General features: G+C 76.6%; 23 protein-coding genes and 1 pseudogene. 4 read left to right on the forward strand and 20 right to left on the reverse strand.

Annotation, left to right across the window (positions count from 1 at the left end; all coding sequences use genetic code 11):
- The coding region (locus tag K1J50_RS14485) for a caspase family protein (protein ID WP_220118476.1) at nt 1–822 on the reverse strand (822 nt) is incomplete at its 3' end.
- Nucleotides 823–1506: 684 nt separating this feature from the next.
- Here K1J50_RS14485 and K1J50_RS14490 point away from each other — a divergent pair.
- Nucleotides 1507–1773 carry a YdcH family protein gene (locus K1J50_RS14490; protein ID WP_220118477.1) on the forward strand — a complete coding sequence of 89 codons (267 nt, stop codon included), beginning with the start codon at nt 1507–1509 and terminating at the stop codon, nt 1771–1773.
- 106 nt (nt 1774–1879) lie between these two features.
- On the opposite strand, the gene K1J50_RS14495 is transcribed toward K1J50_RS14490, so the two are convergent.
- Nucleotides 1880–2896, reverse strand: coding sequence for a Bug family tripartite tricarboxylate transporter substrate binding protein (locus K1J50_RS14495; protein WP_220118478.1), 1017 nt, complete (start codon nt 2894–2896; stop codon nt 1880–1882).
- 52 nt (nt 2897–2948) lie between these two features.
- Between K1J50_RS14495 and K1J50_RS14500 the strand changes: the two genes are divergently transcribed.
- Entirely contained in the window at nt 2949–3710 is a 762-nt protein-coding gene (locus K1J50_RS14500) for an aspartate/glutamate racemase family protein (protein WP_220118479.1), read from the forward strand.
- A gap of 192 nt (nt 3711–3902) precedes the next feature.
- Here K1J50_RS14500 and K1J50_RS19635 read toward each other — a convergent pair whose 3' ends face one another.
- A complete protein-coding gene (locus K1J50_RS19635; protein ID WP_220118480.1) occupies nt 3903–4703 on the reverse strand; it encodes a cold-shock protein in 801 nt (266 codons plus the stop codon).
- 97 nt (nt 4704–4800) lie between these two features.
- Nucleotides 4801–6075, reverse strand: coding sequence for an NAD(P)/FAD-dependent oxidoreductase (locus tag K1J50_RS14510; protein ID WP_220118481.1), 1275 nt, complete (start codon nt 6073–6075; stop codon nt 4801–4803).
- Nucleotides 6076–6276: 201 nt separating this feature from the next.
- Between K1J50_RS14510 and K1J50_RS14515 the strand changes: the two genes are divergently transcribed.
- Nucleotides 6277–7869 (forward strand): alkaline phosphatase D family protein, encoded by a 1593-nt coding sequence (locus K1J50_RS14515; RefSeq protein ID WP_220118482.1) that lies wholly within the window; start codon nt 6277–6279, stop codon nt 7867–7869.
- A 38-nt stretch (nt 7870–7907) separates the two neighbouring features.
- On the opposite strand, the gene K1J50_RS14520 is transcribed toward K1J50_RS14515, so the two are convergent.
- The 4 genes and pseudogenes from K1J50_RS14520 to cysD all read right to left on the reverse strand — a co-directional run bounded on the left by K1J50_RS14520 (nt 7908) and on the right by cysD (nt 11576).
- On the reverse strand, nt 7908–8156 hold the full coding sequence (locus K1J50_RS14520; RefSeq protein ID WP_220118483.1) for a hypothetical protein: 249 nt from the start codon (nt 8154–8156) through the stop codon (nt 7908–7910).
- A pseudogene (locus K1J50_RS19640) lies at nt 8104–8658 on the reverse strand (alpha/beta fold hydrolase); the annotation flags it as partial. The pseudogene K1J50_RS19640 and the gene K1J50_RS14520, both read right to left, overlap by 53 nt.
- A gap of 96 nt (nt 8659–8754) precedes the next feature.
- On the reverse strand, nt 8755–10626 hold the full coding sequence (gene cysN / locus K1J50_RS14530) for a sulfate adenylyltransferase subunit CysN (protein WP_220118484.1): 1872 nt from the start codon (nt 10624–10626) through the stop codon (nt 8755–8757).
- The gene (gene cysD, locus K1J50_RS14535) at nt 10626–11576 is read right to left on the reverse strand and encodes a sulfate adenylyltransferase subunit CysD (protein ID WP_456304560.1); all 951 of its coding nucleotides are present in this window, start codon (nt 11574–11576) and stop codon (nt 10626–10628) included. The genes cysN and cysD overlap by 1 nt, the downstream gene beginning before the upstream one ends.
- Before the next feature lie 167 nt (nt 11577–11743).
- Between cysD and cysQ the strand changes: the two genes are divergently transcribed.
- Nucleotides 11744–12559 carry a 3'(2'),5'-bisphosphate nucleotidase CysQ gene (gene cysQ, locus K1J50_RS14540; RefSeq protein ID WP_220118486.1) on the forward strand — a complete coding sequence of 272 codons (816 nt, stop codon included), beginning with the start codon at nt 11744–11746 and terminating at the stop codon, nt 12557–12559.
- Here the strand turns inward: cysQ and K1J50_RS14545 are convergent.
- The 12 genes from K1J50_RS14545 to K1J50_RS14600 all read right to left on the reverse strand — a co-directional run.
- Entirely contained in the window at nt 12538–13230 is a 693-nt protein-coding gene (locus K1J50_RS14545; protein WP_255575318.1) for a CBS domain-containing protein, read from the reverse strand. The genes cysQ and K1J50_RS14545 overlap by 22 nt on opposite strands.
- Nucleotides 13231–13342: 112 nt before the next feature.
- Nucleotides 13343–13771, reverse strand: coding sequence for a PaaI family thioesterase (locus tag K1J50_RS14550; RefSeq protein WP_220118487.1), 429 nt, complete (start codon nt 13769–13771; stop codon nt 13343–13345).
- 871 nt (nt 13772–14642) lie between these two features.
- A complete protein-coding gene (locus tag K1J50_RS14555; protein WP_220118488.1) occupies nt 14643–15482 on the reverse strand; it encodes a nucleotide-binding protein in 840 nt (279 codons plus the stop codon).
- Nucleotides 15479–16477, reverse strand: a complete 999-nt coding sequence (locus tag K1J50_RS14560) for a flagellar biosynthesis protein FlhF (protein ID WP_220118489.1) — start codon at nt 16475–16477, stop codon at nt 15479–15481. The genes K1J50_RS14555 and K1J50_RS14560 overlap by 4 nt, the downstream gene beginning before the upstream one ends.
- Before the next feature lie 34 nt (nt 16478–16511).
- Nucleotides 16512–18587, reverse strand: a complete 2076-nt coding sequence (gene flhA / locus K1J50_RS14565) for a flagellar biosynthesis protein FlhA (protein WP_220118490.1) — start codon at nt 18585–18587, stop codon at nt 16512–16514.
- A gap of 6 nt (nt 18588–18593) precedes the next feature.
- The gene (locus tag K1J50_RS14570; protein WP_220118491.1) at nt 18594–20027 is read right to left on the reverse strand and encodes a sigma-54 interaction domain-containing protein; all 1434 of its coding nucleotides are present in this window, start codon (nt 20025–20027) and stop codon (nt 18594–18596) included.
- A 4-nt stretch (nt 20028–20031) separates the two neighbouring features.
- The gene (gene fliN, locus K1J50_RS14575; RefSeq protein ID WP_220118492.1) at nt 20032–20409 is read right to left on the reverse strand and encodes a flagellar motor switch protein FliN; all 378 of its coding nucleotides are present in this window, start codon (nt 20407–20409) and stop codon (nt 20032–20034) included.
- Between the two features lie 3 nt (nt 20410–20412).
- Nucleotides 20413–21159: a hypothetical protein gene (locus tag K1J50_RS14580; RefSeq protein WP_220118493.1), complete on the reverse strand. Its 747-nt coding sequence runs from the start codon at nt 21157–21159 to the stop codon at nt 20413–20415.
- A 3-nt stretch (nt 21160–21162) separates the two neighbouring features.
- Nucleotides 21163–22158, reverse strand: coding sequence for a flagellar motor switch protein FliG (gene fliG, locus K1J50_RS14585; protein WP_220118494.1), 996 nt, complete (start codon nt 22156–22158; stop codon nt 21163–21165).
- A 4-nt stretch (nt 22159–22162) separates the two neighbouring features.
- Nucleotides 22163–23899, reverse strand: coding sequence for a flagellar basal-body MS-ring/collar protein FliF (fliF, locus tag K1J50_RS14590; RefSeq protein ID WP_220118495.1), 1737 nt, complete (start codon nt 23897–23899; stop codon nt 22163–22165).
- A 118-nt stretch (nt 23900–24017) separates the two neighbouring features.
- Nucleotides 24018–24710, reverse strand: coding sequence for a flagellar hook assembly protein FlgD (locus K1J50_RS14595; RefSeq protein ID WP_220118496.1), 693 nt, complete (start codon nt 24708–24710; stop codon nt 24018–24020).
- 18 nt (nt 24711–24728) lie between these two features.
- On the reverse strand, nt 24729–25222 hold a 494-nt coding region (locus K1J50_RS14600), incomplete at its 5' end, for a flagellar hook-length control protein FliK (RefSeq protein WP_220118497.1).

The following is a 25222-nucleotide window of genomic DNA, read 5'->3' on the forward strand; positions in this document are numbered from 1 at the left end:
CGTCCCGCCGCCGACCGGGCGCAGCACCACCTCGGTGACCAGCGAGGAGTTGTCCCAGGGGATCTGCTGGCCGCCGGTCTGCTGCACCACGCTCGCCCGCACCCGGGTCATCACCTGCCGGATCTCGAGCCCCGGCGTCGGCAGGTGGCGCAGCAGCGCGGCGGTGAAGGGGCTGTTGCCCCCGCTGCCGTCCAGCGCCACGGCCCCCGGGCTGGTGGCGAAGGCGACCAGCGTGCCGAGGTCCACCTGCTCGATCCTGGCCAGCCCGCGTCCGACCGAGCGCGTGCCCGAGAGGCCCCGCACCTGCGCCGCCAGCGGGTTGTCGCGGCAGGCGTCGAGGATCAGGATGCGCACCCGCGCCCGCTCCATCGCCCGCGTGACCAGTGGCAGGGCGACCAGTTCGTAGTCGATGTCGCGGGCGTCGGCGACGCGGGCATCCACCGGCATCAGGTAGTTCTCGCCGCCGACCTGGATGCCGTGGCCGGCGTAGAAGAACAGCGCGATCTCCGCGCCGTCGGCGGCGCGGCCGAAGCGGCGCAGCGCCTCCTCCTGCTGCGCGCGCGTGGCGTCGCGCACCAGGTCCACGCGGAAGCCGATGCCGCGCAGGATCTCGGCCATGCCCTGCGCGTCCCGCCCGGGATTGGCGAGGCGCGGCACGGTGCGATAGGCGCCGTTGCCGATCACGAGGGCGATCCGCTCCTGCTGCGCCCGGGCCGCGGCGCCGGGCCGCAGCAGGATCAGGGCGAGGATGGCCAGCGCGAGCGCGCGCGCCAGGCGCCGGGCCCGGCGGTGCAGGATGGCGGCGGGCGGCGTTCCGGTCATCGCTCCCCCTTCCGGCCGCGCCGAACGGATTGCGGGAAATTAAGCCCGGCCCCACGGTGCCGTCAGCCTTCCTCGCGCACTCTTCGCGCAGCCGTGCTCCGGCGAGCCCGGACACGGCGGAGTCCGATGGCGGCTTAATTCCCGGCGGGCCGCCGCGCGACTCGACTGGCGGCTCTCTCTGGGAGCTTCGCCGGGCCGGCCGGTTCGCCCGGCCGGCCCGTACTTTTCCCTGCGCCGGCGGACGAGCGGGCGATGGCGGCCGCGTCGCCGCCTTCCTGCGGATGGCGAGGCCCCTCGCCGCATGCCCTGCGGTCCGCCCCGCGCGACATGATGGACCGCCCGTTCGCCGCCCGCCCGATCGCCTCCCGGCGGGAGGCGCGCGGGTCCGGCCCGGGTCGCTTCCCGGGGCCTCCGTCGCGGCCGGGCGGGGGCGTGCGGCCCCGCACGCCGGCCCGCCACGCGCCGCCAGATCGGACTTGAACCGGGAGGGCGGCGGGCCCAAGGTCTGGTCATGGGTTCGGGCACGCCCGGGGATGGCGTCTGCGTCCCGACGGACCTCTTCCGGCGCCGCCGCGCCTTGGGCGGCGGCGGTGCCGGACAGCTTGCCCGCCCTGTTCCACCCCGCAACGAGCAGCACCACGACGCGGCGCCCCTGGGGGCCCCGCACGCGGAGGAGGAGTGCGCATGAGCCTGGACTCTCCGGCCCGTTCCTGGCTGCTGGCGCGCCTGGCCGAGCGCCACGCGGAGCTCGAGCAGGCGCTCGCGAGCGAGATGGAGCGCCCACGTCCGGACGAGGCGGTGGTCCGACGCATCAAGCGCGAGAAGCTGGCGGTCCGTGACCGCATCGCTGCGATCGAACGGGGTGCCGAGGCGCCGCCGGCCTGGCTGTCCGACGCGGCGGGCGCGCCGCGGCCCGGCCCGGCCGTGGCGGCCCAGGGGCAGTCGGCGTAGAGCCGGCGCACCGCCGGGCCGGGATCGGCCGGGGAGCACGCGCTCCCCGCCACCGCCCCGGCCGAGGAGGGCGCGGCACAGGCCGCGGCCGCCCCGCACTCCCCGCTCAGTCGAGCCGCGCGCCCGAGCGCTGCACCACCTCGCGCCAGCGCGCGATGTCGCGCTGGTGGACGGCGCGGAAGTGCTCCGGCGTGTTGTCCTCGGGGGGCGGGGTGATGCCCTGGTCCTCGACCAGCCAGCGCCGGAACTCCGGCGTGTCGAGGATGCGCACCACCTCGGCGTTCATCCGCCGCTGGATCGGCTCCGGCAGGCCGGGCGGGGCGAACAGGCCGTACCAGGTGGTGCTCTCGAAGCCCGGCAGGCCGCAGGCCTCCTCGACGGTCGGGATGTCGGGCAGGGCGGCGATGCGGCGGCGCGTCGTCACCGCGAGGCCGCGCAGCTGGCCCTGCCGGATCGGCCCGATCGAGGGGCCGGTCTGGTTGAAGAACAGGTCCACGTCGCCGCGCAGCAGCGCCTGCATCGCCCCGGGCTGGCCGCGATAGGGCACGTGGGTGAGCTCGATGCCGGCGGCGGTGGCGAACTGCGTTCCCGCGAGATGCGTCGAGGCGCCGTTGCCGGTCGAGGCGTAGTTCAGCGCCCCCGGCTGTGCCTTCGCCGCCGCGATCACGTCCTGGCAGGTGCGGAATTGCGGCCGCTTCTCCGGGTTGACGAGCAGCACGTTCGGCACGTCGCCGAGGAGGGCGATGTGCGTCACGTCGCGCAACGGGTCGAAGGGGAGCGACCGGTAGAGCGAGGCGTTGATCGCGTGCGTCCCGGCGGTGCCGAGCAGGAACAGGTAGCCGTCGGGCCGCGCCTTGGCGACGTGGTCGGAGGCGATGTTGCCGCCTGCGCCCGAGCGGTTGTCCACCACCACCGGCACGCCGAGGGCGCGCGAGAGCGGCTCGGCCAGGCGGCGGGCGTAGATGTCCACGCCCGAGCCGTTGGGGAAGCCGCCCATGATGACGATCGGGCGGTTCGGCCAGGCGTCGCCTCCGCCCTGGGCGTGCGCGGCGGCCGCAGGCAGCAGGGGGAGGGCGGCGAGGCCCCGGACGAGGGCGCGGCGGCGGAGACGGGGGCGGCGCATCGGTCTCTCCTTCTGCATTCGACGCGGCAATGTAGTGCGCTAGGCTGGCGGCATGAACACGCTCCCGCCGCTGCCCCTCCCGTCGCCGAAGCCCGGCATCGCCCGCGGCGGCAAGGCGATCTACGGCGCGCCGCTCGGCATCCTGATGCTCGAGGCGCGCTTCCCGCGCATCCCGGGCGACATGGGGAACGCGGAGACCTGGCCCTTTCCCGTGCTCTACCGCGTGGTCCGCGGCGCGACGCCGGAGCGCGTGGTGCTGCAGGGCGCGAAGGGGCTGCTGCCGGACTTCCTCGACGCGGCGGAGGAGCTGGTCGCGCTCGGCGCCGAGGCGATCGCCACCAACTGCGGCTTCCTGTCGCCGTTCCAGCGCGAGCTCGCCGAGCGCGCGAAGGTGCCGGTCGCGGCCTCGGCGATGATGCAGGTGCCGTGGGTGCAGGCGCTGCTGCCGCCGGGCAGGCGCGTCGGCATCATCACCATCTGCGCGACGACGCTGACGCCGGCGCACCTCGCGGCGGCGGGCGTGCCGCCGGACACGCCGGTGGTGGGCCTGGAGCGCGGGCGGGAGCTGTTCCGCGTGCTGATCAAGGCCGAGAAGGAGGAGCTGAACGTCGCCGCGGCCGAGCAGGACCTGCTCGACGCCGCGAGGACGCTGCTCGCGCGCAACCCCGATGTCGGCGCGATCGTGCTGGAGTGCACCAACATGCCGCCCTATGCGGCGGCGCTGCGCGAGGCGCTCGGCCTGCCGGTGTACGACGCCGTGACGATGATCGAGTGGTTCCACGCCGGGCTGCGCCCGCGCCGCTTCCCGCGCTGAGACCGGCGCGTGCGCGAGAAGGGGCGGCGCCGGCGCGCCGCCCCTCCGAAGCGCAAGGGCCGGCCGGAGACGACCGGAGACGGGCCGGCCCGCGGCCGTCGCCGCTTGCCGCAATTCGTGGCAACCGCCCGGCACGCCGCCCGCGGGGCCGGCTCCCGACCCCTGCGGCGTCCGGCCGTCCGCGACCCCGGCTTAGTCCTTTATCGTCACCGCCTGGCGGCCGCGCTGGCCGTCGCGGACCTCGAGCGAGACCTTCTGGCCCTGCTGGATGTCGTGCTTTCCGGCGCGGTGCAGCACCGAGGAGTGCAGGAACACGTCCTGCCCGCCGTCGTCCGGCGTGACGAAGCCGAAGCCCCGCACCTGGTCGAACCACTTCACCGTGCCGCTCAGGCTGTAGGTGGGGCCGCCCTCGTCGCGGCCGAGGTCGCGCCGCGGCGGCCGCTCGTTCCAGCCGCCACCGGCGCCGCCGCCGCCACCGCCGGCGCCGAAGCGCCCGCCGCCGCCGAAGCGCCCGCCGCCACCGAAGCCCGCACCGCCGAAGTCGCGCCGCGGGGGCCGCTCGCCCCAGCCGCCGCCCGCGCCGGATCCGAACCCGCCGCCGAAGTCACGCCGCGGGGGACGGTCCCCGAAATCGCGCCGCGGGGGGCGGTCGCCCCAGCCGCCGCCGGGGCCGCCGAAGGCGCGCCGCGGCCCGCCGGCCGGGCCGCCCATCGCCCCGCCACCCTCGCCGGGCTTGCGCTCCAGGATGCGCGTGACGAGGCGCCGGCCCTGCCGGTCGGAGCCGATCTCGACGACGAGCTTGTCGCCGGTCATGGGCGGTTCGATCCCCGCCCCGCTCAGCGCCGAGGCATGGAAGAACACGTCGTTGCCATCCGGCCCCAGCACGAAGCCGAAGCCCTTGCGGGCGTTGTACCACTTCACCTCGGCCTCGATCGGCGCGGCCCCGCCGCCGCCAACGGCGCCATCCTGGTTGTCTTCGTTCTCGGGAGACACGTCTTATCAGATCCACAACTGCTCGCGGCCCGACGGGATGCGGGCCGCCACCGCCAGCATGGCACCCCCGTTCGCGGAATGCGAGAGGGAAAAACGCTCAGCGGAAGCGCCGCGGATCGAAGGGAGCGAGCGGGACCTCGGGCGGCTTCTCGCCGAGAAGTTGCGCAACGATCCGCCCCGTTCGCGCCCCGGCGGCGAGCCCGACATGGCCGTGCCCGAAGGCGTGGATGATGTCCGGCGTGGCGCTGGCCGGGCCGAGGCAGGGCAGGCCGTCCGGCAGGCTCGGCCGGTGGCCCATCCAGAAGCGCACCCGCTCTGCCGGCAGGTCGCGCGGCAGCGCGGGAAAGAGGCGCAGCAGGTGGTCGCGCAGGATCTCCGCCCGCCTCCAGTTCGGCGCGGCGGCGAGGCCCGCGATCTCCACCTGGCCGGCCGCCCGCAGGCCGCGGTCGGTCCAGGTGACGGACATCCTGCCGTCCGAGGGCATGAGCGGCGTGCGCGGACCCGCCTCGGCGTCGAGGATGACCGCGTGGTAGCCGCGCTCGGTCTCGAGCGGGACGCGGTCGCCGGCCGCCGCGGCAAGGCGCTTCGCCTGCGCGCCGGCGGCGATCACCGCGCCGTCGCAGGCGATCTCGCCGCCGTCCTCGGTGAGGACCGCGCGCAGCCTGCCGCCCTCGATGCGGAAGCCGCTCGCGCGCGCCCGCCGCAGATCGGCGCCGCGTTCGCGCGCATGGGCGACGAGTGCCGCGACATAGGCGCCGGGGTCGCGGCAGTGGCCGCCCTCCTCGGCGAGCAGGGCGAAGCGGTAGCGGCGGTCGAGCGCGGGTTCGCGCTGGCGCAGCTCGTCCTCGCCGAGCTCGATCCAGCGCACCCCCACCCGGGCGCGGATGCGCCAGGCCAGCGCCTCGGCCTCGAATTCGGCGCGCGAGGGGAAGACGTAGAGCAGGCCGCTGTGCTCGATCAGGTGCCCCACCCCCGCCTCCTCGGCGAGCGCCTTGTGCAGCGCGGGCGCGTCGAGGAGCAGCGGGCGCAGCGCCCGCGCCGCGCGCTCGACCCGCGCCTCGGTCCAGCCCGAGAGCAGGTAGCGCGCGAGCCAGGGCAGGACGCGCGGCAGGTAGGTCCAGCGGATGGCGAGCGGGCCGAGGGGATCGAGCACGAAGCCCGGCACCTTCCGCCACAGCCCCGGCACCGCGGGCGGGATCACCGACATCGGCGAGAGCCAGCAGCCGTTGCCGTAGCTCGCGCTCTGCTCGCCGCCCGGCTCGCCGGGCTCGAGGATGGTGACGCGATGGCCGTCGCGCAGCAGCTCGAGCGCGGAGGCGGCGCCGACGATGCCGGCGCCGATGACGACGACGTGGCGGGAGGAGGGGCTCATCGCGCGGCGTCGGCGCGGGCGCGGCGGGACGACGGGGCGGCGGCGGCGCGGCGCGGCGGTCCGGCGGCGGGCATGGGCGGCGGTCCTTCCTCGCCGCGCACCTTAGGGCGGTGTCACCGGCGCGCAACCGGCGCGTCGCACGCCTGTCGCACGCCGCCGCTACACGGCGCCCGCCCGGACACAGCACGGAGGGGCACGACCATGCCTGGAACGCTTCGCCTGCCGCGCCGCGCCGCCCTGCTCGGAGGCGCCGCGGGCGCCCTCGCCGCGCCGCGCCTCGTCTTCGGCCAGGGAACGGCGCCGGCGCGCATCGCCGCCGAGGCCGAGCGGCCGCGCGCCGACTGGGGGGCGGCCGTCGGCGATGTCGGCGCCGATCGCGCGCTCGTCTGGAGCCGCGCCGACCGCCCCGCGCGCCTGGTCGTCGAGTGGGCGACCGACGAGGGCTTCCGCAACGCCGAGCGCGTGCGCGGCCCCCACGCCACCGAGGCCACGGACTTCACGGCGCGAGTGGACCTGCAGGGCCTTCCGGCGGATGCGGAGATCTTCTACCGCGTGATCTTCGAGGGGCTCGACTCGGACCGCGCCGCCGCCGCGCCCGTGCTGGGCCGCTTCCGCACCGCGCCCGCCTCCCGCCGCGACGTGCGCTTCCTGTGGTCGGGCGACACCGCGGGGCAGGGCTGGGGCATCGACGAGTCGCGCGGCGGGATGCGCATCTACGAGACGATGCGCCGCACCGGCGCCGACTTCTTCATCCACTGCGGCGACACCGTCTATGCGGACGGCCCGATCGCGCCGGAGGTGCGGCTGCCCGACGGCTCGACCTGGCGCAACCTTGTGATCCCGGAAGTGGCGAAGGTGGCGGAGACGCTGGCCGAGTTCCGCGGCCGCTACCGCTACAACCTGATGGACCGCAATGTGCGCGCGTTCCACGCCGAGGTGCCGCAGGTCTGGCTGTGGGACGACCACGAGGTCACCAACAACTGGTCGGACGCCAAGGACCTCTCGGCCGATGCGCGCTACACGGAGAAGCGCGTCGCCCTGCTGGCCGCGCGCGCCACGCGTGCGTTCCTGGACTACGCGCCGCTGCGCCCGCACGGGGCGGACGAGGCGGAGCGCGTCTACCGCCGCATCGCCTACGGCCCGCATCTCGACGTCTTCGCCCTCGACATGCGGAGCTACCGCGGCCCCAACAGCCACAACCGCCAGGAGCGGGCGGGGCTGGAGACGGCAATCCTCGGCGCGGCGCAGGTGCGCTGGCTGCTGCGCGGCCTGCTGGCGAGCACGGCGACCTGGAAGGTGATCGCCTGCGACATGCCGCTCGGCCTCGTGGTCGGGGACGGGCGCGACGCCGAGGGGCGGCCGCGCTTCGAGGCGGTGGCGAACGGCAACGGACCGGCGCTCGGGCGCGAGCTCGAGATCGCCGGGCTGCTCTCCGCCCTCCGGCACGCCGGGGTGCGCAACGTGGTGTGGGTGACGGCCGACGTGCACTACACCGCCGCCCACCGCTACGACCCCGGGCGCGCCCGCTACCGCGACTTCCACCCGTTCTGGGAGTTCGTCTCCGGCCCGCTGCACGCCGGCGGCTTCGGGCCGAACGAGGCCGACGACACCTTCGGGCTCGAGGTGGTGTGGCAGAGGGCGCCGGAGGGGCGGGCCAACGTGCCGCCGACCGAGGGGATGCTGTTCTTCGGCGAGATGGCGATCGAGGGGCGGAGCGGCGTGCTGACGGTGATGCTCAAGGACGTCGCCGGCGCCACCCTGTGGCGGCGCAGCTTCGAGCCGGAGCGGGCCTGAGCCGGCGGCGCGCGGCGGCGGCGGCGCCGCGGCCGCGATCAGCCGAGCGTGGCGAGCAGCCGCGCCAGCGCGGCGGGGGCGGTGACCGTGGCGTCGTGGCCGGCGGCGAGCTCGCGCCAGTCCCAGCCCGGGCGCCCGCGCACCCAGCGGCGCGCCGCCTCGAGCGGCCCGTAGAGCGGGGCGGTGCAGGCGACGTAGGTGCGGGGAAGGCCGTTGCCGGGCGGATGGGCGAGGCGGAGCGGGCTCTCGAGGGTGCCGAGCGGGTGCGGTGTCAGCCGCCGCGCCACCCAGGCCGCGCCCGGATGGTCCTCGGGGATGCCGAAGGCGGCCGGCGCGGGGGGGCGGGATGGCGATGCCCCCGCCCTGCTCCTCCGCCAGCCGCCGCCGCGCGGCGACCACCTCCGGCGGCAGGCGGTCGAAGGGCGCCTGGCCGTCCTCGAGCAGGGTGGCGTCGAGATAGACCAGGTGGCGCAGCCGCTGCGGCGCGCGGTCGGCGACCCCGGAGATGACCGCGCCGCCGAAACTGTGCCCGACCAGGACGACATCGGTGAGCTCCTCGGCCTCGAGATGGTTGAGGAGGTCGAGGAGGAAGGTCTCGAGCGTGATGCCGGGCGCGAGCAGGTGCCGGCGCTCGCCGAGGCCGGTGTGGGTCGGGGTGGTGACGCGATGCCCGGCGGCGTGCAGCGCCTCCGCCACCCGCGCCCAGCACCAGCCGCCGTGCCAGGCGCCGTGCAGCAGGACGTAGGTCTTGCGGGCGTCCGGGGCGGCGGGGCGGGCTGCGGCGGGCATGGGCGGGGCTCCGGCAGCGGGGGACGGGCGCCGGGCACGGCGCCCGCGCGGCGGGGCCGCAACGGGAGCCTGCCGGAGCCGACGGCGCCTGTCGCCTCAGGCGATCAGGCCGAGGGCGCGCAGCCGCGCCAGCACTTCCGCAGCGCAGTCCTCGGGCGTGCGGCCGAGGGTGCGGAGGTGCAGGTCCGGCGCCTCCGGCGGCTCGTAGGGGCTGTCGAGGCCGGTGAAGTTGCGGATCGCGCCGGCCTTCGCCTTGGCGTAGAGGCCCTTGGGGTCGCGCCGCATGCACTCCTCGAGCGGGGTGTCCACGAAGATCTCGACGAACTCGCCCTGCTCCAGCAGCTCGCGCACCATGCGCCGCTCGGCGCGGAAGGGCGAGATGAAGCTGCAGAGCACGATCAGTCCGGCGTCCACGAGCAGCTTCGCCACCTCGCCTGCGCGGCGGATGTTCTCCACCCGGTCGGCGGCGGTGAAGCCGAGGTCCTTGTTCAGCCCGTGGCGCAGGTTGTCGCCGTCCAGCGCGTAGGTGTGCCGGCCGGCCTGGTGCAGCGCCAGCTCGACCAGGTTGGCGATGGTGGACTTGCCCGAGCCGGAGAGGCCGGTGAACCACAGCACCGCCGGCTTCTGGTGGTCGAGCGCGGCGCGCGCGTGCTTGTCCACCACGAAGTCGGCGTGGTGGATGTTGGCGGCGCGGCGCAGCGGGAAGGCGATCATGCCGGCGCCGGCGGTGCGGTTGGTGAAGCGGTCCACCAGGATGAAGGCGCCGGTCGCGCGGTTCTCCGCGTAGGCGTCGCAGGGCACGCGCTGCGCGGTGGCGAGGTTGCAGAAGCCGATCTCGTTCAGCGCCAGCGTCCGCGCCGCGTGCTGCTCGCCCGTGTTGACGTCGAGCCGGTGCCTGATCGCGGTGACCGAGGCCTGGGTCCAGAGGTGGCCGATGCGCATCAGGTAGGTGCGGCCGGGGAGCAGCGGCTCCTCGTCCAGCCACAGCAGGCGGGCGGCGAACTGGTCGGCCATCTCCGGCCGCGCGGCGGCGTGGACCAGGAGGTCGCCGCGCGCGATGTCGATCTCGTCGGCGAGCGTGAGGGTCACCGCCTGGCCGGCCGCGGCGCGGTCGAGGTCGCCGTCGGCGGTGACGATGCGCGCGACCCGGGAGGCGCGGCCGGAGGCGGCGACCACCACCGGATCGCCGACGGCGACACGGCCCGAGGCGACGGTGCCGGAAAAGCCGCGGAACTCCTGGTTGGGCCGGTTCACCCACTGGACCGGGAAGCGGAACGGCCTGTCGGCGAGGTCCTGCTCGACCTCCACCGCCTCCAGGTGCTCGAGCAAAGTCGGGCCGTGGTACCAGGGGGTGTTGTCCGAGCGCCGGGTGACGTTGTCGCCGTGGCGGGCGCTGAGCGGGATCGGCACGATCGAGCGGAAGCCGAGGCCGGCGGCGAAGGCGCGGTAGTCGCCGACGATGCGCTCGAACCGGGTGCGGTCGAAGCCCGCGAGGTCCATCTTGTTGACCGCGAGCACGATGTCGCGGATGCCGAGCAGGGCGCAGATCAGGGAGTGCCGGCGCGTCTGCGTGAGCACGCCCTTGCGCGCGTCCACCAGCAGCACGGCGAGCGAGCAGTGCGAGGCGCCGGTCGCCATGTTGCGCGTGTACTGCTCGTGCCCCGGCGTGTCGGCGACGACGAAGCTGCGCCGAGGCGTGGCGAAGTAGCGCCAGGCGACGTCTATGGTGATGCCCTGCTGGCGCTCGGCCTCCAGCCCGTCCACCAGCAGGGCGAGGTCGATCTCCTCCCCGGTCGTGCCGTGCCGGCGCGAATCCCTGGCCAGCGCCGCGAGCTGGTCGTCGAGGACCAGGCGGCTGTCGTAGAGCAGGCGGCCGATCAGCGTGGACTTGCCGTCGTCCACCGAGCCGCAGGTGAGGAAGCGCAGCAGTTCCCGCCGCTCGGCCGCGGCGGGGCGGCGATGGGTCATCAGAAGTAGCCCTCGCGCTTCTTCCGCTCCATCGAGGCCTCCTCGTCGGCGTCGATCAGCCGCCCCTGGCGCTCGGAGGTGCGGGCCGAGCGCATCTCGGCGACGATCTTCTCCAGCGTGTCGGCCTCCGACTCGATCGCGCCGGTGAGCGGGTAGCAGCCGAGGGTGCGGAAGCGCACCATGCGCATCTCCGGCCTCTCCCCGGGTTCGAGCGGCAGGCGCGCGTCGTCCACCATGATCCAGGTGCCGCTGCGCCGCACCACCGGGCGCGGCTTGGCGAAGTAGAGCGGCACCACCGGGATGCCCTCGGCGAGGATGTAGTCCCAGACGTCGCGCTCGGTCCAGTTCGAGAGCGGGAAGACGCGGAAGGATTCGCCCTCGCGCAGGCGGGTGTTGAACAGGTTCCACAGCTCGGGGCGCTGGTTGCGCGGGTCCCAGCCGTGGGCGGCGTCGCGGAAGGAGAAGACGCGCTCCTTGGCGCGGCTCTTCTCCTCGTCGCGGCGGGCACCGCCGAGGGCGGCGTCGAAGCCGTGCCGGGTCAGCGCCTGCTTCAGCGCCTCGGTCTTCATCACCTGGGTGTGCAGTGCCGAGCCCGAGGCGATCGGGTTGATGCCGCGGGCGAGGCCCTCCTCGTTCACGTGCACGATCAGGTCGAGGCCGTGCCGGCGCGCGGTGGCGTCGCGGAAGGCGATCATCTCGCGGAACTTCCAGGTCGTGTCCACGTGCAGCAGCGGAAAGGGCGGCTTGCCCGGGTGGAAGGCCTTGAGCGCGAGATGCAGCATCACGCTCGAATCCTTGCCGATCGAGTAGAGCATCACCGGCCGGCGGAAGCTGGCCGCGACCTCGCGCAGGACGTGGATGGATTCGGCCTCGAGGCGCGCGAGGTGCGGGGGCAGGCGCGGCACGGCGCGAGAGGCCGCCGGCGCGATGGTGGTAGTGACGGTGGTCACGGGTCCTCCGATTTGTCCCCTGGCCGGCGGTGCCTGCCGCCCGGCTATCCTCTTGCGGAACAGTATAGCCTGGCTTCTCAACCCATTGGAGAACATCCGCCCCGCCGGCGGCGGGGCCGTCGGGCCCCCGTGCCGGACGGGAAAGGACCCGGAGGAAGGGGGCACGCATGCAGGACCGACCGGCACTGCTCGAGGGCCTGGCGCGGATCGCGCGGGAGGCGGGGGAGCGGGTGATGGCGATCTACACCGGCGCCGCGCCCGTCGGCGCGACCACCAAGGCCGACGGCACGCCGCTGACCGCCGCCGATCTCGCGGCGGAGGCGGCGATCGCCGCCGGCCTCACGGCGCTCTGCCCGGAGCTTCCGGTGGTGTCGGAAGAGAGCGCCGAGCGCGCCGCCGCCCGCCCGCCGGGCCCGCGCTTCCTGCTCGTGGACCCGCTCGACGGCACGCGCGAATTCCTCGGCCGGACCGGCGAGTTCACGGTGAACATCGCGCTCGTCGAGGAGGGACGGCCGACCCTCGGCGTCGTGCTCGCGCCGGTGCCGGCCCGCCTGTGGCTCGGCGACGTCCTCGCCGGGCGGGCGGAGCGGCGCGAGGGCGGCGCGGCGCCGGGCCGGCCGATCCGCGTCCGCCCGGTGCCGGCCGCCGGGCTGGTGGCCGTCGCGAGCCGCTCGCATCGCGATGCCGAGACCGACGCCTTCCTCGCCCGGCTGCCGATCGCCGCCTGCCGCTCGATCGGCTCGGCGCTGAAATTCTGCCTCGTCGCCGAGGGCGAGGCCGACGTCTATCCGCGCTTCGGCCCGACTATGGAGTGGGACACCGCCGCCGGCCACGCGGTGCTCGCCGCGGCGGGCGGGCGGGTCGTGACGCCGGACGGCGCGGAACTCCGCTACGGCAAGTACGCGGCAGGCTTCCGCAACGGACCGTTCATCGCCTGGGGCGGGGGTGCCGCCCCGGCGGTTCAGGGCGCGCCGACGATGTAGGGGGGCGCCTCCTCGGTCTCGAAGCGCACCTCCTTCACCCCCGGTATGCCCTCGGCCAGCACGCGCAGACCCTGCTTGACCTTCTCCGAGCGGCAGAAGCCGTAGAAGGTGACGACGCCGTCCTTGACCTCGGGGAAGATGAAGTAGGTGTCCACCCAGGGCTCGTTGCGCATCGCCTCGACGAGCTTGGCGCGGATGCGCGAATCCGGCGCGTCGGCGTCGAGCGACTGCGGCGGGGCGAGGAGCGCGCGCAGCAGGTCGGAGCGCGAGACGATGCCCACCAGCTTGCCGTCGCGCACCACCGGGACCCGGCGGATGTTCTTCTCCTCGATGATGCGGGCGATGTGCTCGATCGGCGTGTCCTCGGTGACGGTGACGAGGTCGGTCGTCATCACGTCGCGCGCCTTGCGGCCGTGGGTGCGGGCGTAGCGCGCCGCCTGCTCCTCCGCCGACTGGAACAGGCCGGCGATCCAGCTCTTCGGACGGTCCTCGACCGCGGCGAGGCGGCGCATCAGGTCGCCCTCCGTGACCATGCCGAGCAGCTTGCCCGTGGCGTCCACCACCGGCGCGCCGGAGATGCCGCGGTCCGAGAGCACGCGCGCCACGGCCTCGACCGGGGCGTCGGGCGGGATGGTGACGAGCGAGGTGGTCATCAGATCACGGGCGCGCATGGGGCGTCCTCCGGCTGGCTGTGCTGGGGCCATCTGGCTGCGCCAGATAGCTTCGCGCCTTGACCTGGCGCAACCGCGAACGGGGCTTCCGGCGGGCCGCCGCGCCGCGGCCTCAGCGCCGCGGCGGCGGCACCGCGGCCCAGGTCGTGGTCACGTGGGCGCAGGGTTCCGCCGCGTCCTCCGCGCGCAGCCAGGCCTCGGCGAAGGGCAGGCGGCCGCGGCGCAGCACGCGCGCCTCGGCGAGCAGCGCCGCCGCCCCGGGGCGGCGGAGGAAGTTGATCGTGAGGTTCGCAGTCAGGCTCTCGTCCCGCCCGCCGGTGAGCGAGAGCAGCGCGCACCACACCGCCATGTCGGCGAGCCCCATCATCGCCGGGCCGGAGACGGTGCCGCCCGGGCGCAGCAGCGCCGGGGAGGGAGGCAGGCGCAGCAGCGCGCGCCCTTCCGCCGCCTCCAGCACCTCGACCCCCCAGGCCTCGGCGAGGGGGACGCCGGCGGTCAGGATGCGCCGGATCTCGGCGCGCGAAGGGGCGGCGTCGCTCATCGCCCGGCGACCGCGCGGCCGACGCTGTGATTGCCGCCGATCCAGTAGCAGAGCTCGGCCGGGCGGCGGATGCGGTGCGGCGTGGCGCGCCACGCGGAGCGGCGGCGCGCCGACGAGGGGGCGGACCAGGGGCAGGCGAAATCGGGCATCGGCGGAGGCACGCGAGGACCAGCCGCGATTCTTGCGGGGCGCGAGGGCGCGGTGCAAGGCGGCGCCGCGGCCGCTGCGCGGACCGGCTGGCCACGCGCTGATGGATGGGCGTGGGCGCGTGAGCCGCGCGAGGGAGGGGGACGCGTCGCAGACGCACGGCCCTGCTGCCGGCGGGGCGGCGGTGCCGGGCGGCGCGGCGCCGGGCCGGCCGGCCTGCCCCCATCGCGCCGCGTGGCGAGCGGCGGCGGGAGGCGAGCCAGCGCCGTATCGCGCGGGCGCCTGCGATCGCCGCCGATGCGCTGCCGTGCCCGCCGCCGACCGCAGGGGGTGGTGCTGCTCGCGACGGGGCGCCGGCGAGGGGCGCGGCTTCGGCGCCAGCGAGGTGGGGATGCGCCGCGATTTGGCGGAGCGCGATCCCGACCACCCGGCGCCGGACGGGCGGGAAGGCGACGCCGGGCCCGGCGCGCGGGTGTTCCCGGCCCAGGCGAGCTCGGCGCGCATCGCAGCCCGCGGCGGCCGCGCCGGGGCAGAGGCAGGGCCGCGCGCCGCGCGGCGCGAGCTCGGCGAGAGCCGGTTCCGCTCGCCGTTGCGCGCGGCCAGAGGTTCCGGTGCGGCGTCCCGGAGCGGAGGAACGCTCCCGACCGGTTCGCGCCGTCGTGATCCGCTCGGGGCGAACGTGTGCGGCGCAGCAGCCGCGGGCTCCGACACCGCGTCGCCGCGGCTACGAGAGCAGCGCGCGCGCCAGCGTCTCGACATCCGCGGCCGCCATGCTGTTGGGATGGCGCGTCAGCAGCGGCGCCCGGCGCCGGATCGCCTCCGGCACCCGCGCGTCGCGCCGCACCACGCCGAGCAACGGCACGTCGCGGCGCAGGAAGGCGTTGGCGGCGCGGCGCAGCGCCTCGTAGGTGCGCCGGCCCGAGGCGGCGTCGGCGGCCTGGTTCACGACGATGCGGGCATCGCCGCCGCCCGGCCGGTCGCGGCCGTGCAGCTTCAGCACGGCGTAGGCGTCGGTCAGGCTGGTCGGCTCGGCGGTGGCGACGACGAGCAGCGTGTCGGCCGCGGCGGCGATGCGGCGCTGCGCGGCATCCAGGCCCGCGCCGAGATCCACCAGCACCTCCTGCCAGCCGGTCGCCGCCGCCTCGCGCAGCAGGGCGAGGACGCGGTCGAGCGCGACGGCGTCGAGCCCCGCCAGCGCGCCGGAGCCGGAGCGCCCCGCCAGCAGGTCGAAGCCGCCGGCCGCGTGCCGCAGCACCGCCGCGGCGAGGCCGACGCGCCCGGCGAGAACCGCGCCGAGGTCGTGCGGCGGATCGAGCCCGAGCTGCACGTCCACGTTCGCCAGGCCGAGATCGCCGTCCACCAGCAGCACGCGCCGCCCGGCCCGCGCCAGCGCCTGCGCCAGGGTGATGGCGAGCCAGGTCTTGCCGACCCCGCCCTTGCCCGAGGCGATCGCGACGATCCGGCCCCGCGCCGGTGCGGGGAGGTCCCCGGCGGAGGTCGCGGCGAGGGAGGGGCGCGGCGCGTGGCCCCGCGGGGCGGCGCCGAGCGCGGCATCGGTCGTCATGCGGCGGGTTCCAGCGGTGTCCGGAGAGGCAGGGGCGCGAGCAGGCGTGCCGCGAGCAGCGCCGGGGTGAGCGGCGTCAGGCCGTCCGCCACGCCCGGCCCGCTCCCCGCCTCGCCGAGCGCGAGCGGCGCGGCAGCGGCGGCGGCGAGCACCCCGCCGAGCCGCCGGGTCAGGTCGAGCCGCGTCGGGATCAGGTGCCGCGCGCCCAGGGCGGCGAAGCCTCGCGCCAGTTCCGCGGCCTCCTCCGCGTCGAGCCCGGCGGGCAGGACGAGGGCGATCTCCGCCTCCGCGGCGCGCGCCAGGTCGCGCAGCGCGGCGGCCTCGGCGGGGGCGAAGGGGTCGCAGCCGGCGGTGTCGATCAGCGCCGGCGTCCCGGACCCGCCGCGGTGCCGCAGGGCCTTCGCCAGCGCGGCGGGCCCGGGGGCGACGGCCAGCGTCAGGCCGAGCAGGCGGGTGAAGGCGGCAAGCTGTTCGGTCGCCCCGGTCCGCCGGTCGTCGGTGGTGACGACCAGGGGCGGGCCCGCCGCGGCGGCTGCCTCGCCGCCCAGCACCCGGCGCGCGGCCAGCTTGGCGCAGGTGAGCGTCTTGCCGGCCCCGGGCGGGCCGACGAGCAGCAGCGGCCGCGGCGCGCCCGCCGGCAGCGGAGCGAATTCGAGCATCGCGGCGAGCCGCTCCTCCAGCGCGCCTCCGGCGAGCCCCGCGGCCAGGCCGGCCGGAAGGTTGTGCGCGGCGAGCCCGGGCGGCGGCGCGGCGGCCGCCCGCCCTGCCGCCCCGGGGACGCCGGCGCCGCCCGGCGGCACCGGCCCGGCAGGCGCGGGCGGGGGCGGGATCAGCAGCGGCTCGGCCGCGTCCTCTTCGGGCTCGAGGGCGGCGGTGACCTCCACCTCGTCCGCGACCCGGCGGGTGGCCAGGATGATCGCGTCCGTGCCGAGTTCGGCGCGGATCCGCCGCATCGCCTCGGGCATGCTGGCGGCGCGGTACAGCTTCAGGCGCATGCGGCCGGTCCGGCGCGGAGGGGGTCGCGGACGCTCATACGCTCCCCACGGTGCGGATGCGCGCGCGCGGGTGGATCTCGCCCTGGGCGAGGACCTGCGTCGCGGGGCGGAACCGCTCGACGATCGCGCGGAGATGCGCGCGGATCGTGCCGGAGCAGACCAGCACCGGCGCCTCGCCGGCGGCGGCCGCGGCGTCGAAGGCCTCGCGCAGCCGGCGCATGAACTCGGCGAGCTGCGAGGGGGCCATGGCGAGCTGGCGCTCCTCCGGCGGGCCGACCAGCGCCTCGGCGAAGGCCTGCTCCCATTCGGGCGAGAGCGCGATCATCGCCACGTAGCCCTGCGGGCCGCGCGCCGCGTCGCAGATCTGGCGCGCGAGGCGCTGGCGCACCACGGCGAGGATCGCGGGCATGGCGCGCAGCCCCGCGGCGCAGGCCTCCTGGATGCCCTCGAGGATGGTCGGCAGGTCGCGGATCGAGACCCGCTCGGCGAGCAGCGCCTGCAGCACGCGCTGCACGCCGCCGACGCTGATCTGCGCCGGGATCAGGTCGGAGACCAGCTTCTGCTGCTCGCGCGGGAGCTCGTCGAGCAGCTTCTGCGTCTCGGCATAGGAGAGGAGCTCCGCCATGTTCTCGCGCACCACCTCGGTGAGGTGCGTCGCGAGCACCCCGGCGGCGTCCACCACGGTGCAGCCGCGCGCGAGCGCCTCGTCGCGGCGCGACTCCTCGATCCACAGCGCGGGCAGGCCGAAGGTCGGCTCGGTGACGCGCTCGCCGGGCAGCGGCGGCACGCCGCCCGCGGGGTCGATCGCGAGGTGGAGCGGCGGGCGCAGGCGGCCGCGGCCGGCCTCGATCTCCTTCACCCGGATCACGTAGGTGTCGGGATCGAGCTGGAGGTTGTCCTGGATGCGCACGGCGGGCAGGACGAAGCCCATCTCCTGCGCGATGGAACGGCGCAGGCCGCGGATCTGCTCGGTCAGCCGCGGCGCCTCGCCGGCGGCGAGCGCGAGCAGGCCATAGCCGAGCTCGATCCGCAGCAGGTCCATCCGCAGCGTCTCGCCGATCGGGACCTCCTCCGGCGCGGCGGCGGCCGGCGCGGCGGCGGCCGCCTGCGCCGCGGCGGCGCGGCGCTCGGCCTCCCGCTTGAACCAGGCGGCCGAGCCGGCGGCGCCGGCGAGGGCGAGGAAGGGCAGCAGCGGCATGCCGGGCAGCAGCGCCATCACGCCGGCCGTCCCCGCCGCCAGGGCGAGCGGCTTCGGCCCGGCGCCGAGCTGCCCGATCAGCGCCTGGTCCGCCGTGCCCTCGACGCCGCCCTTGGTGACGACGATGCCGGCCGCGACCGAGACCAGCAGCGCCGGGATCTGGCTCACCAGCCCGTCGCCGACGGTGAGCAGGGCGAAGGTTGCGGCGGCGTCGGCGAGGCCCATGCCGTGCCGCGCCACGCCGATGGCGAAGCCGCCGAGCAGGTTGATCAGCGTGATGATGAGCCCGGCGATGGCATCCCCGCGCACGAATTTCGCGGCGCCGTCCATCGCGCCGTAGAAGCCGGTCTCCTCCTCCAGCTCCTTGCGGCGGCGCTTCGCCTCGGCCTCGTCGATCAGGCCGGCGGAGAGGTCGGCGTCGATCGCCATCTGCTTGCCGGGCAGCGCATCCAGGCTGAACCGCGCCGCGACCTCGGCGATGCGGCCCGAGCCCTTGGTGATGACCATGAAGTTCACCACCAGCAGGATGGCGAAGACGATCAGCCCCACCACCAGGTCGCCGCCCATGAGGAAGCCGCCGAAGGCCGCGACGACGTGGCCGACGGCCGCCGGCCCCTCGTGCCCCTGGGTCAGGATGGCGCGGGTGGTGGCGACGTTGAGCGCGAGACGCAGCAGCGTGGTCAGCAGCAGGAGCTGCGGGAAGGAGGTGAAGTCGAGCGGGCGGCGCAGGAACAGCGCCGTCATCAGCACCAGCACCGAGAGCGTGATCGAGAGGGCGAGCCCGGCGTCGAGCAGCAACGCCGGCAGCGGCACCACCAGCACCGCGAGCAGCGCCGCGACGCCGAGCGCGAGCCCGACGTCCGTGCCCGGACGCGCGGCGGCGAGCCAGGAGGGGAGGGCGAGCGCGGCCACCGCGGCTCACCCCGCCCGGCAGGCGTCCGCCGCCGCCGGCGCCGGCGGGACGAGCTGGCCCGGCGCCGGCGGCACGGCGAGGCCGAGCCCGCGGTACTCGTTCAGCTTGTTGCGCAGGGTGCGGATCGAGATGCCGAGCATCTCCGCCGCCCGCGTGCGGTTGCCGAGGCAGTGCGAGAGGGTCTCGAGGATCAGCTCGCGCTCGACCTCCTCGACGCGGCGGCCGACCAGGGCGGTGACGGGGGTGGCGGCGGCGCCGCGCGGAGCCGGCGCGGCTGCGGCGGGCGCCGCCGCGCCGGCTGGCGTCGCGGCGGGCGGGGGCGCGGCCGCCGCCGTCTCCCCGCCGTCGCCGAGCTCGATCGCCTCCGCCCCGATCGCCTCGCCCTCGGCGAGCAGCACGGCGCGGTGCACGGCGTTCTCCAGCTCGCGCACGTTGCCGGGCCAGGGGTGGGCCAGCAGCGCCGCGCGCGCCGCCGGCGAGAAGCCGCGCCGGGGCAGCCCGTTGGCGTCGGCGTAGCGGCGCGCGAAGTGCTCGGCGAGCGGCAGGATGTCCGCGGGGCGCTCGCGCAGCGGCGGGATGCGCAGCCGCACCACGTTGAGGCGGAAGTAGAGGTCCTCGCGGAAGCGCCCGCGCGCCACCTCCTGCCCGAGGTCGCGGTTGGTGGCGGCGAGGATGCGCACGTCCACCTTCACCGGATGGGTGCCGCCGAGGCGGTCTATCTCGCGCTCCTGGATCGCGCGCAGGAGCTTGGCCTGCAGGCGCGGGTCCATCTCGCCGATCTCGTCGAGCAGCAGCGTGCCGCCCTGGGCCTGCTCGAACTTCCCCTTGCGCGCCGCGACGGCGCCGCTGAAGGCGCCCTTCTCGTGGCCGAACAGCTCGCTCTCGAGCAGGCTCTCGGGCAGCGCGGCGCAATTGACGGCGACGAAGGGTCCGCGCGCGCGGCGCGAGGCGGCGTGGATGTAGCGCGCCAGCACCTCCTTCCCCGTGCCGCTCTCGCCGGTGATCAGCACGCTCGCCTCCGCGCGCGCGACCTGCGCGGCGCGGGCGAGCAGCGCCGCGCTCGCCGGGTCCTGGTGCACCGGGCCGTCCGGCTCGCCGGCGACGGACTGCAGCATCGCCGCGATCAGGTCCGGCTCCGGCGGCAGGGGCAGGAACTCCTTGGCGCCGGCGCGGATCGCGCGCACCGCGGCCGCGGCGTCGGTGTTGCGGCCGCAGGCGACGACCGGGCAGGCGATGCGCTCGGCCGCCATGGCGCCGATCAGCCAGGCGACGTCGTGGCGGATGTCGCACAGGACGAGGTCGGCGCCCTCCGCGCGCAGCCGCTCCAGCGCGCCCGCCGCGCCCTCGGCCTGGGCGAGCGTCGCCCCGCGCGCGGCGGCGATGCGCGCCGCCTGGCCGAGCTCGCCCTCGAGCGAGCCGACGATGAGCAGACGCGGCATCGCCTCACGCCGCTCCGCCGCGGTCGGCCTTGACGATCTCGGTCATGGTGACGCCGAGCCGGTTGTCGTCCACCATCACCACCTCGCCGCGCGCGATCAGGCGGTTGTTGACGTAGATGTCCACCGCCTCGCCGAGCTTGCGGTCGAGCTCGACCACCGCGCCGCGGCCGAGCTTGAGGAGCTGCGACACCTGCAGGGTGGCGCGGCCGAGCACGGCGCTGACCTGGACCGGGATGTCGTACACCGCCTCGAGCTCGCGCGCCGCGCCGGAGCCTGCGGCAAGGCGCGTCCCCCCAGGCGGGTCGCCGGCTCCCCCGCCCGCCGCGGGCGCTGCCGCCACGCCGAGGTCAGAGCCCGTCTCGCCGCCGTCGCCGACCGTCATGCCCTATTCCTCCAGACCCATCGCGGCGAGCGCCTCGCGCACCGCGCGCCGCCGCCGCTCCAGCACCGTCTCCGCCGCGCCGCCGCGCCATTCCATCCGCGCGTCGCCGGGCGCCAGCGTCTCGTCCGCCGCCACCTCGAAGCGCGGGTCGAGGGCGGCGAGGTGCGCCGCCAGCGCCGCAGCGAGGGGCGGCGCGACGCGCACCCGCAGGCGCGGCTCGTTCTCGGCCAGGGCCGGGCGCAGCGTCGCGACGAGATCCGCGAGGCGGCGCGCCGCCTCGGGCCCGCCCGCCGCGCCGGGAAGCGCCGCGTCGAGCGCCGCGAACAGCAGCCGCGCCAGCGCCTCCGCCGCCTCCTCGACCTGCGCGGCCGCGGCCGCGCACGCGGCGGCAGAGGCCTCGCGCAGCGTCGCCGCCACCGCCTCGGCCGCGGCGGCGAGGCGGGCGGCATCGCGGTCCGCGGCCTCCGCCAGGGCCTCGGCCCGGCCGGCGGCGTGGCCCGCCGCGTAGCCCTCCGCCCGCGCTTCCGCGCGCGCCGCGGCGATCGCCTGCGCCGCGGCGGCCTCGTCGGATTCCCGCGGCGCGGCCGCCGCCGGGGCAGCGGCCGCGAGCCATCCGTCCGGTCCGCGCCGGCCGGCCGGCGCCTCCGGCTTGCGCGGCGGCGCCGGGCAGGCGGGGAGGGAGGCGGTGCGGAAGATCCCGGCCGGTTGCGGGCCGCCGCACGGGCCGAGGGGCTGGAAGCGCGCGCGCATCGCTCAGTACACCATCGCCTCGTCGCGCCCGTCGCGCAGCGTGATCTCGCCGCGCGCCGCGAGCTCCTTGGCGGTGGCGACGATCGCGGCCTGCGCCTCGTCCACGTCGCGCAGCCGCACCGGGCCGAGCGCGGCGAGGTCCTCGCGCAGCAGGTTGGCCGCGCGCTCGGTCATGTTGCGGAAGAACAGCTCGCGCAGCGGCTCGCTCGCGCCCTTCAGCGCCAGCACCAGGCGGTCCTTCTCCACCTCCCGGACCAGCGCCTGGATCGCCATGCCGTCGAGGCGCTGCAGGTCGTCGAAGGTGAACATCAGCGCGCGGATGCGCTCCGCCGCCTCGCGGTTGCGCTCCTCGAGCGCGCCGAGGATGCGCGCCTCGGTCTGGCGGTCGAGGTTGTTGAAGATCTCGGCCATCATCTCGTGCGCGTCGCGGCGCTGGCCGCGCGCGAGGTTGGACATGAACTCGGTGCGCAGGGTGCGCTCGAGGCCCTCGAGCGCGTCCTTCTGGACGGTGTCCATGCGCAGCATGCGCATGACCACCTCCATCGCGAAGCCCTCGGGCAGCAGGGCGAGGACGCGGGCGGCGTGGTCGGGCCGCACCTTGGAGAGCACCACCGCGACCGTCTGCGGGTATTCGTTCTTCAGGTAGTTGGCGAGCACCGCCTCGTTCACGTTGCCGAGCTTGTCCCACATGGTGCGGCCGGCGGGGCCGCGGATCTCCTCCATGATCTGGGCGACGCGCTCCTTCGGCAGCGAACGCATCAGGATGCGCTCGGTGGCCTCCCAGGAGCCGATCAGCGCCCCGGTGCGGCCGATGATCTCGGCGAACTCGCGGCAGAGCTCCTCGACCGCCGCCGCGGGAACGGTGCCGAGCGTGGCCATCGCGGCGGAGATGTCGCGGATCTCGTCCTCGTGCAGGCGCGCGAGGAGGTCGGCCGCCCGCTCCTCGCCGAGGGCGAGCATCAGGGTCGCCGCCTTCTGCGGCCCGGTCAGCCGGAGCATCGCGTCAATGCCCCTCCTCGGGCGACAGCCACCGGCGCAGCACGGCCAGCGTCTCGTCGGGATGCCGGCCGACCAGCTCGGCGACCCGTGCGAGCGAGGAGGCGCGCATCTGCCCCTCGACATTGGCGATCTGCACCATCGCCTCCGCTCCGGCGCCGGGCGGCGCGCCGGTCGCATCGCCAGCGGCGCCGGCGCCCGGCCCGGGGAGCGCCGGCGAGGCGCCCGCCCCCTCCGGCCCCGGCGGTGCGGACGACGCCAGCGCGTCCGCCGCGGGCGGCGCCAGCGCCAGGGCGAGCCGTCCCGCGACCGGCCGCGCGACGAGGACGATCGCGGCCAGCGCGACCAGCGCGAGGAGTCCGCTCTCGGCCAGCCGCGCGATGACGGAGGGGGTCAGCAGCCGCTCGATCCAGCCGGGGTCCTCGGGCGCCGCCGCGGGCGGGTCGGCGAAGCGCAGGCTCACCACCTCGACGCGGTCGCCGCGCCGCTCGTCGAAGCCGACGGCGCTGCGCACGAGCGCGGCGAGGCGCGCCAGCTCCTCGGCGCTGCGCTCGCGGAAGCGCGGCGCGCCGCCGGGCTCTGCGGCCGGCTCCCACACCCCGTCCACCAGCACGGCGACGGAGAGGCGGCGCACCACCGGACCCTCGCGCAGCACCTGGCGGGTGGTGCGGCCGATCTCGTAGTTGGTGGTGTCCTCCTGCCGGCTCTCCTGGTTGCCGCCGGAGGCCGCGTTGGCGGCGGCGTCCGGCAGGTTGCCCGCGACGCCGGTCGGGGGGGGCTCGGCGCTGCGGCTCCGCTCGCTGGTGCTCGACTGGCTGCGCGGAACCTGGTTGTCCGGGTCGAAGCGCTCCTCGGTGGTCTGCACGCGGTCGAAGTCGAGCTCGACCGTGGCCTCGGCGCGCACCCGGCCGGGGCCGAGCGTGCGCTCGAGCATCTCCTCGACCGCGCGGGCGAGGCGCAGCTCCTGCGCGCGCCGGATCTCCTCCTGGGTCTCGGCGGACTGCGGGCCGGCCAGCGCCTGGCCGCCACGCGCGAGCAGCGCGCCGCGGCTGTCCACGACGGAGACGTTCTGCGGCCGGAGGCCCGGCACCGCGGTCGCGACCAGGTGCAGCACCGCCTGCACCCCCTCGCGGTCGAGCCGCTGCGCCCCCTGCATGGTGAGCACGACGCTGGCCCGCGCCTCGCCGCGCTCGCGCGAGAAGGCCTCGCGCCGCGGCAGGACGAGATGCACGCGCGCCGCCCGCACGCCGGCGAGGCCGCGGATCGTGCGCGCGAGCTCCCCCTCCAGCGCGCGCACGCGGTTCATGTCCTGCTGGAAAGGCGTGGTGGTGAGGGATTCGGCGCGGTCGAAGATCTCGTAGCCCACCGCCCCGCCGCCGAGCGACCCCCCCTGCGGCAGCCCCTCGCGCGCCAGCATCAGGCGCAGGCGCGGCACCTGCTCCTCCGGCACCAGCACCTGGGCGCCGCCGGCGGCGAGGCGGTAGGGCACGCGCGCCCGCTCCAGCGCCTGCACCACCGCGGCGGCGTCGCGCGGCTCGAGGTCGCCGTAGAGCAGCCCCATCGGAGGCTGCCCGGCGCGCAGCGCGAGCCAGCCGAGCAGCGCCAGCACCGCCGCCCCGACGCCGCCCAGCGCGGCGAGGCGCACCGGGCCGAGCGCGCGCAGCTGCGCGATCACGCCGGCGCCGACGCCGCCGCTGCGCGCTCGCCGCGCCTCCTCGCGCCCCGCAGCCGACTCGTCCGCCATCCTCCTGCCCCTGCCCGCCTCGGCCGCGCGCCGGCCGGCGCCGTCCTGGCGCGCGGCAAATCCTGCCCGGGGGTGCTTGCGCGCCGGTTAATGCGGGGGGGCGAAGGCGCGGCGCCGGTCAGCCGGAGGTGTCCCCGATGCCGCGCACCTGCTCGAAGCCGACCGCGAGTCGGCCGAGCATCAGGCGCAGCGTCCCGTCCGCCTGGCGCTCGACGGCGGTGGCGGTGCCGAGCACTGCGAAGGCGAGCGCGCTCGGCGCCCCGCCGCCCGGGACGACGCCCTGCACCTGCACGCGGTAGGCGCCGTCGGGCAGGGCGCGGCCGTAGGCGTCGCGCCCGTCCCAGCGCCAGAGGGTGCGCTGCCCGGCGGCGAGCGGGACGCGCTGCTCGCGCAGCGTGCGGCCGAGCGCGTCGGTGACGGTGATCCACGCCTCGGTCGCGCTGCCCGCGGGCGGCAGGCGCAGCGCGGCGGCCCCGCCCTGGAGCGTGAGCCGGTCGGCCTCGACCTCCACCGTCCGGCCCAGCAGCGGCGCGGCGGCGGTGAGCTGGGCGGCCTGCTGCAGCCCGACCAGCCGCTCGAGCTGCTCGTTCATCCGGGTCTGCTGCTCGACCGAGGCGAACAGCGCGAGCTCCTGGGTCATCCGGTTGGTGTCCATGGGCTCGGTCGGGCTCTGGGTGCGGAGCTGGGTCGTGAGCAGGGTGAGGAAGGTGTCGAAGTCGCCGAGCATCGCCCCCGTGCCGCGGCCGGGCGTGGCCGCGGCGGCGGTGCCGGCGATCGAGGGGGCGGCGGTCGCGGTCAGGCTGGTGGCCATGGCGGGCGGTCTCCGGGGTCAGACGGCGATGTCGAGCAGGGCGAGGAGCGGGCGGTGGCGCGGCGGCACGGTCGCGGCCGGGGCCTCGGCGGCGGCCGCCCCCCGCAGGCCGCGCCGGGCCGCGCCGCCCGACCCGCCGGCGCCGGCATCGGCGCCGCCGCCCTGCTGCCGCGTCCCGCCGCCGAGGGCGAAGCTCAGCACGCAGCCGCCGCCAGTGGCGCCGGCGGCGCCGAGACCGGCCTGCGCGAGGGCGCGATCCAGCTCGCGCGCGTCGCGCTGGAGCAGGGCGAGCGTTTCCGGACGTTCGGCGACGACGCGCACGGCGATCGCCCCTTCCGGGCCGGAGCCGGGCTCGACGCGGATCTCGACGCGGCCAAGCTCGGCGGGCTCGAGCAGCAATTCGAGGCGGTCGGGACCGCCGCCGCGGGCAGCGCCGGCGCCGAGGCTGAGCGCCACGACCGGCGGCACAAGCTGGCGCGCCGGTGTGGCGGGGGGCGGGGGCCGGGGCGTGG

The organism is Caldovatus aquaticus (genome assembly GCF_019458025.1).
GTDB classification, from domain to species: domain Bacteria; phylum Pseudomonadota; class Alphaproteobacteria; order Acetobacterales; family Acetobacteraceae; genus Caldovatus; species Caldovatus aquaticus.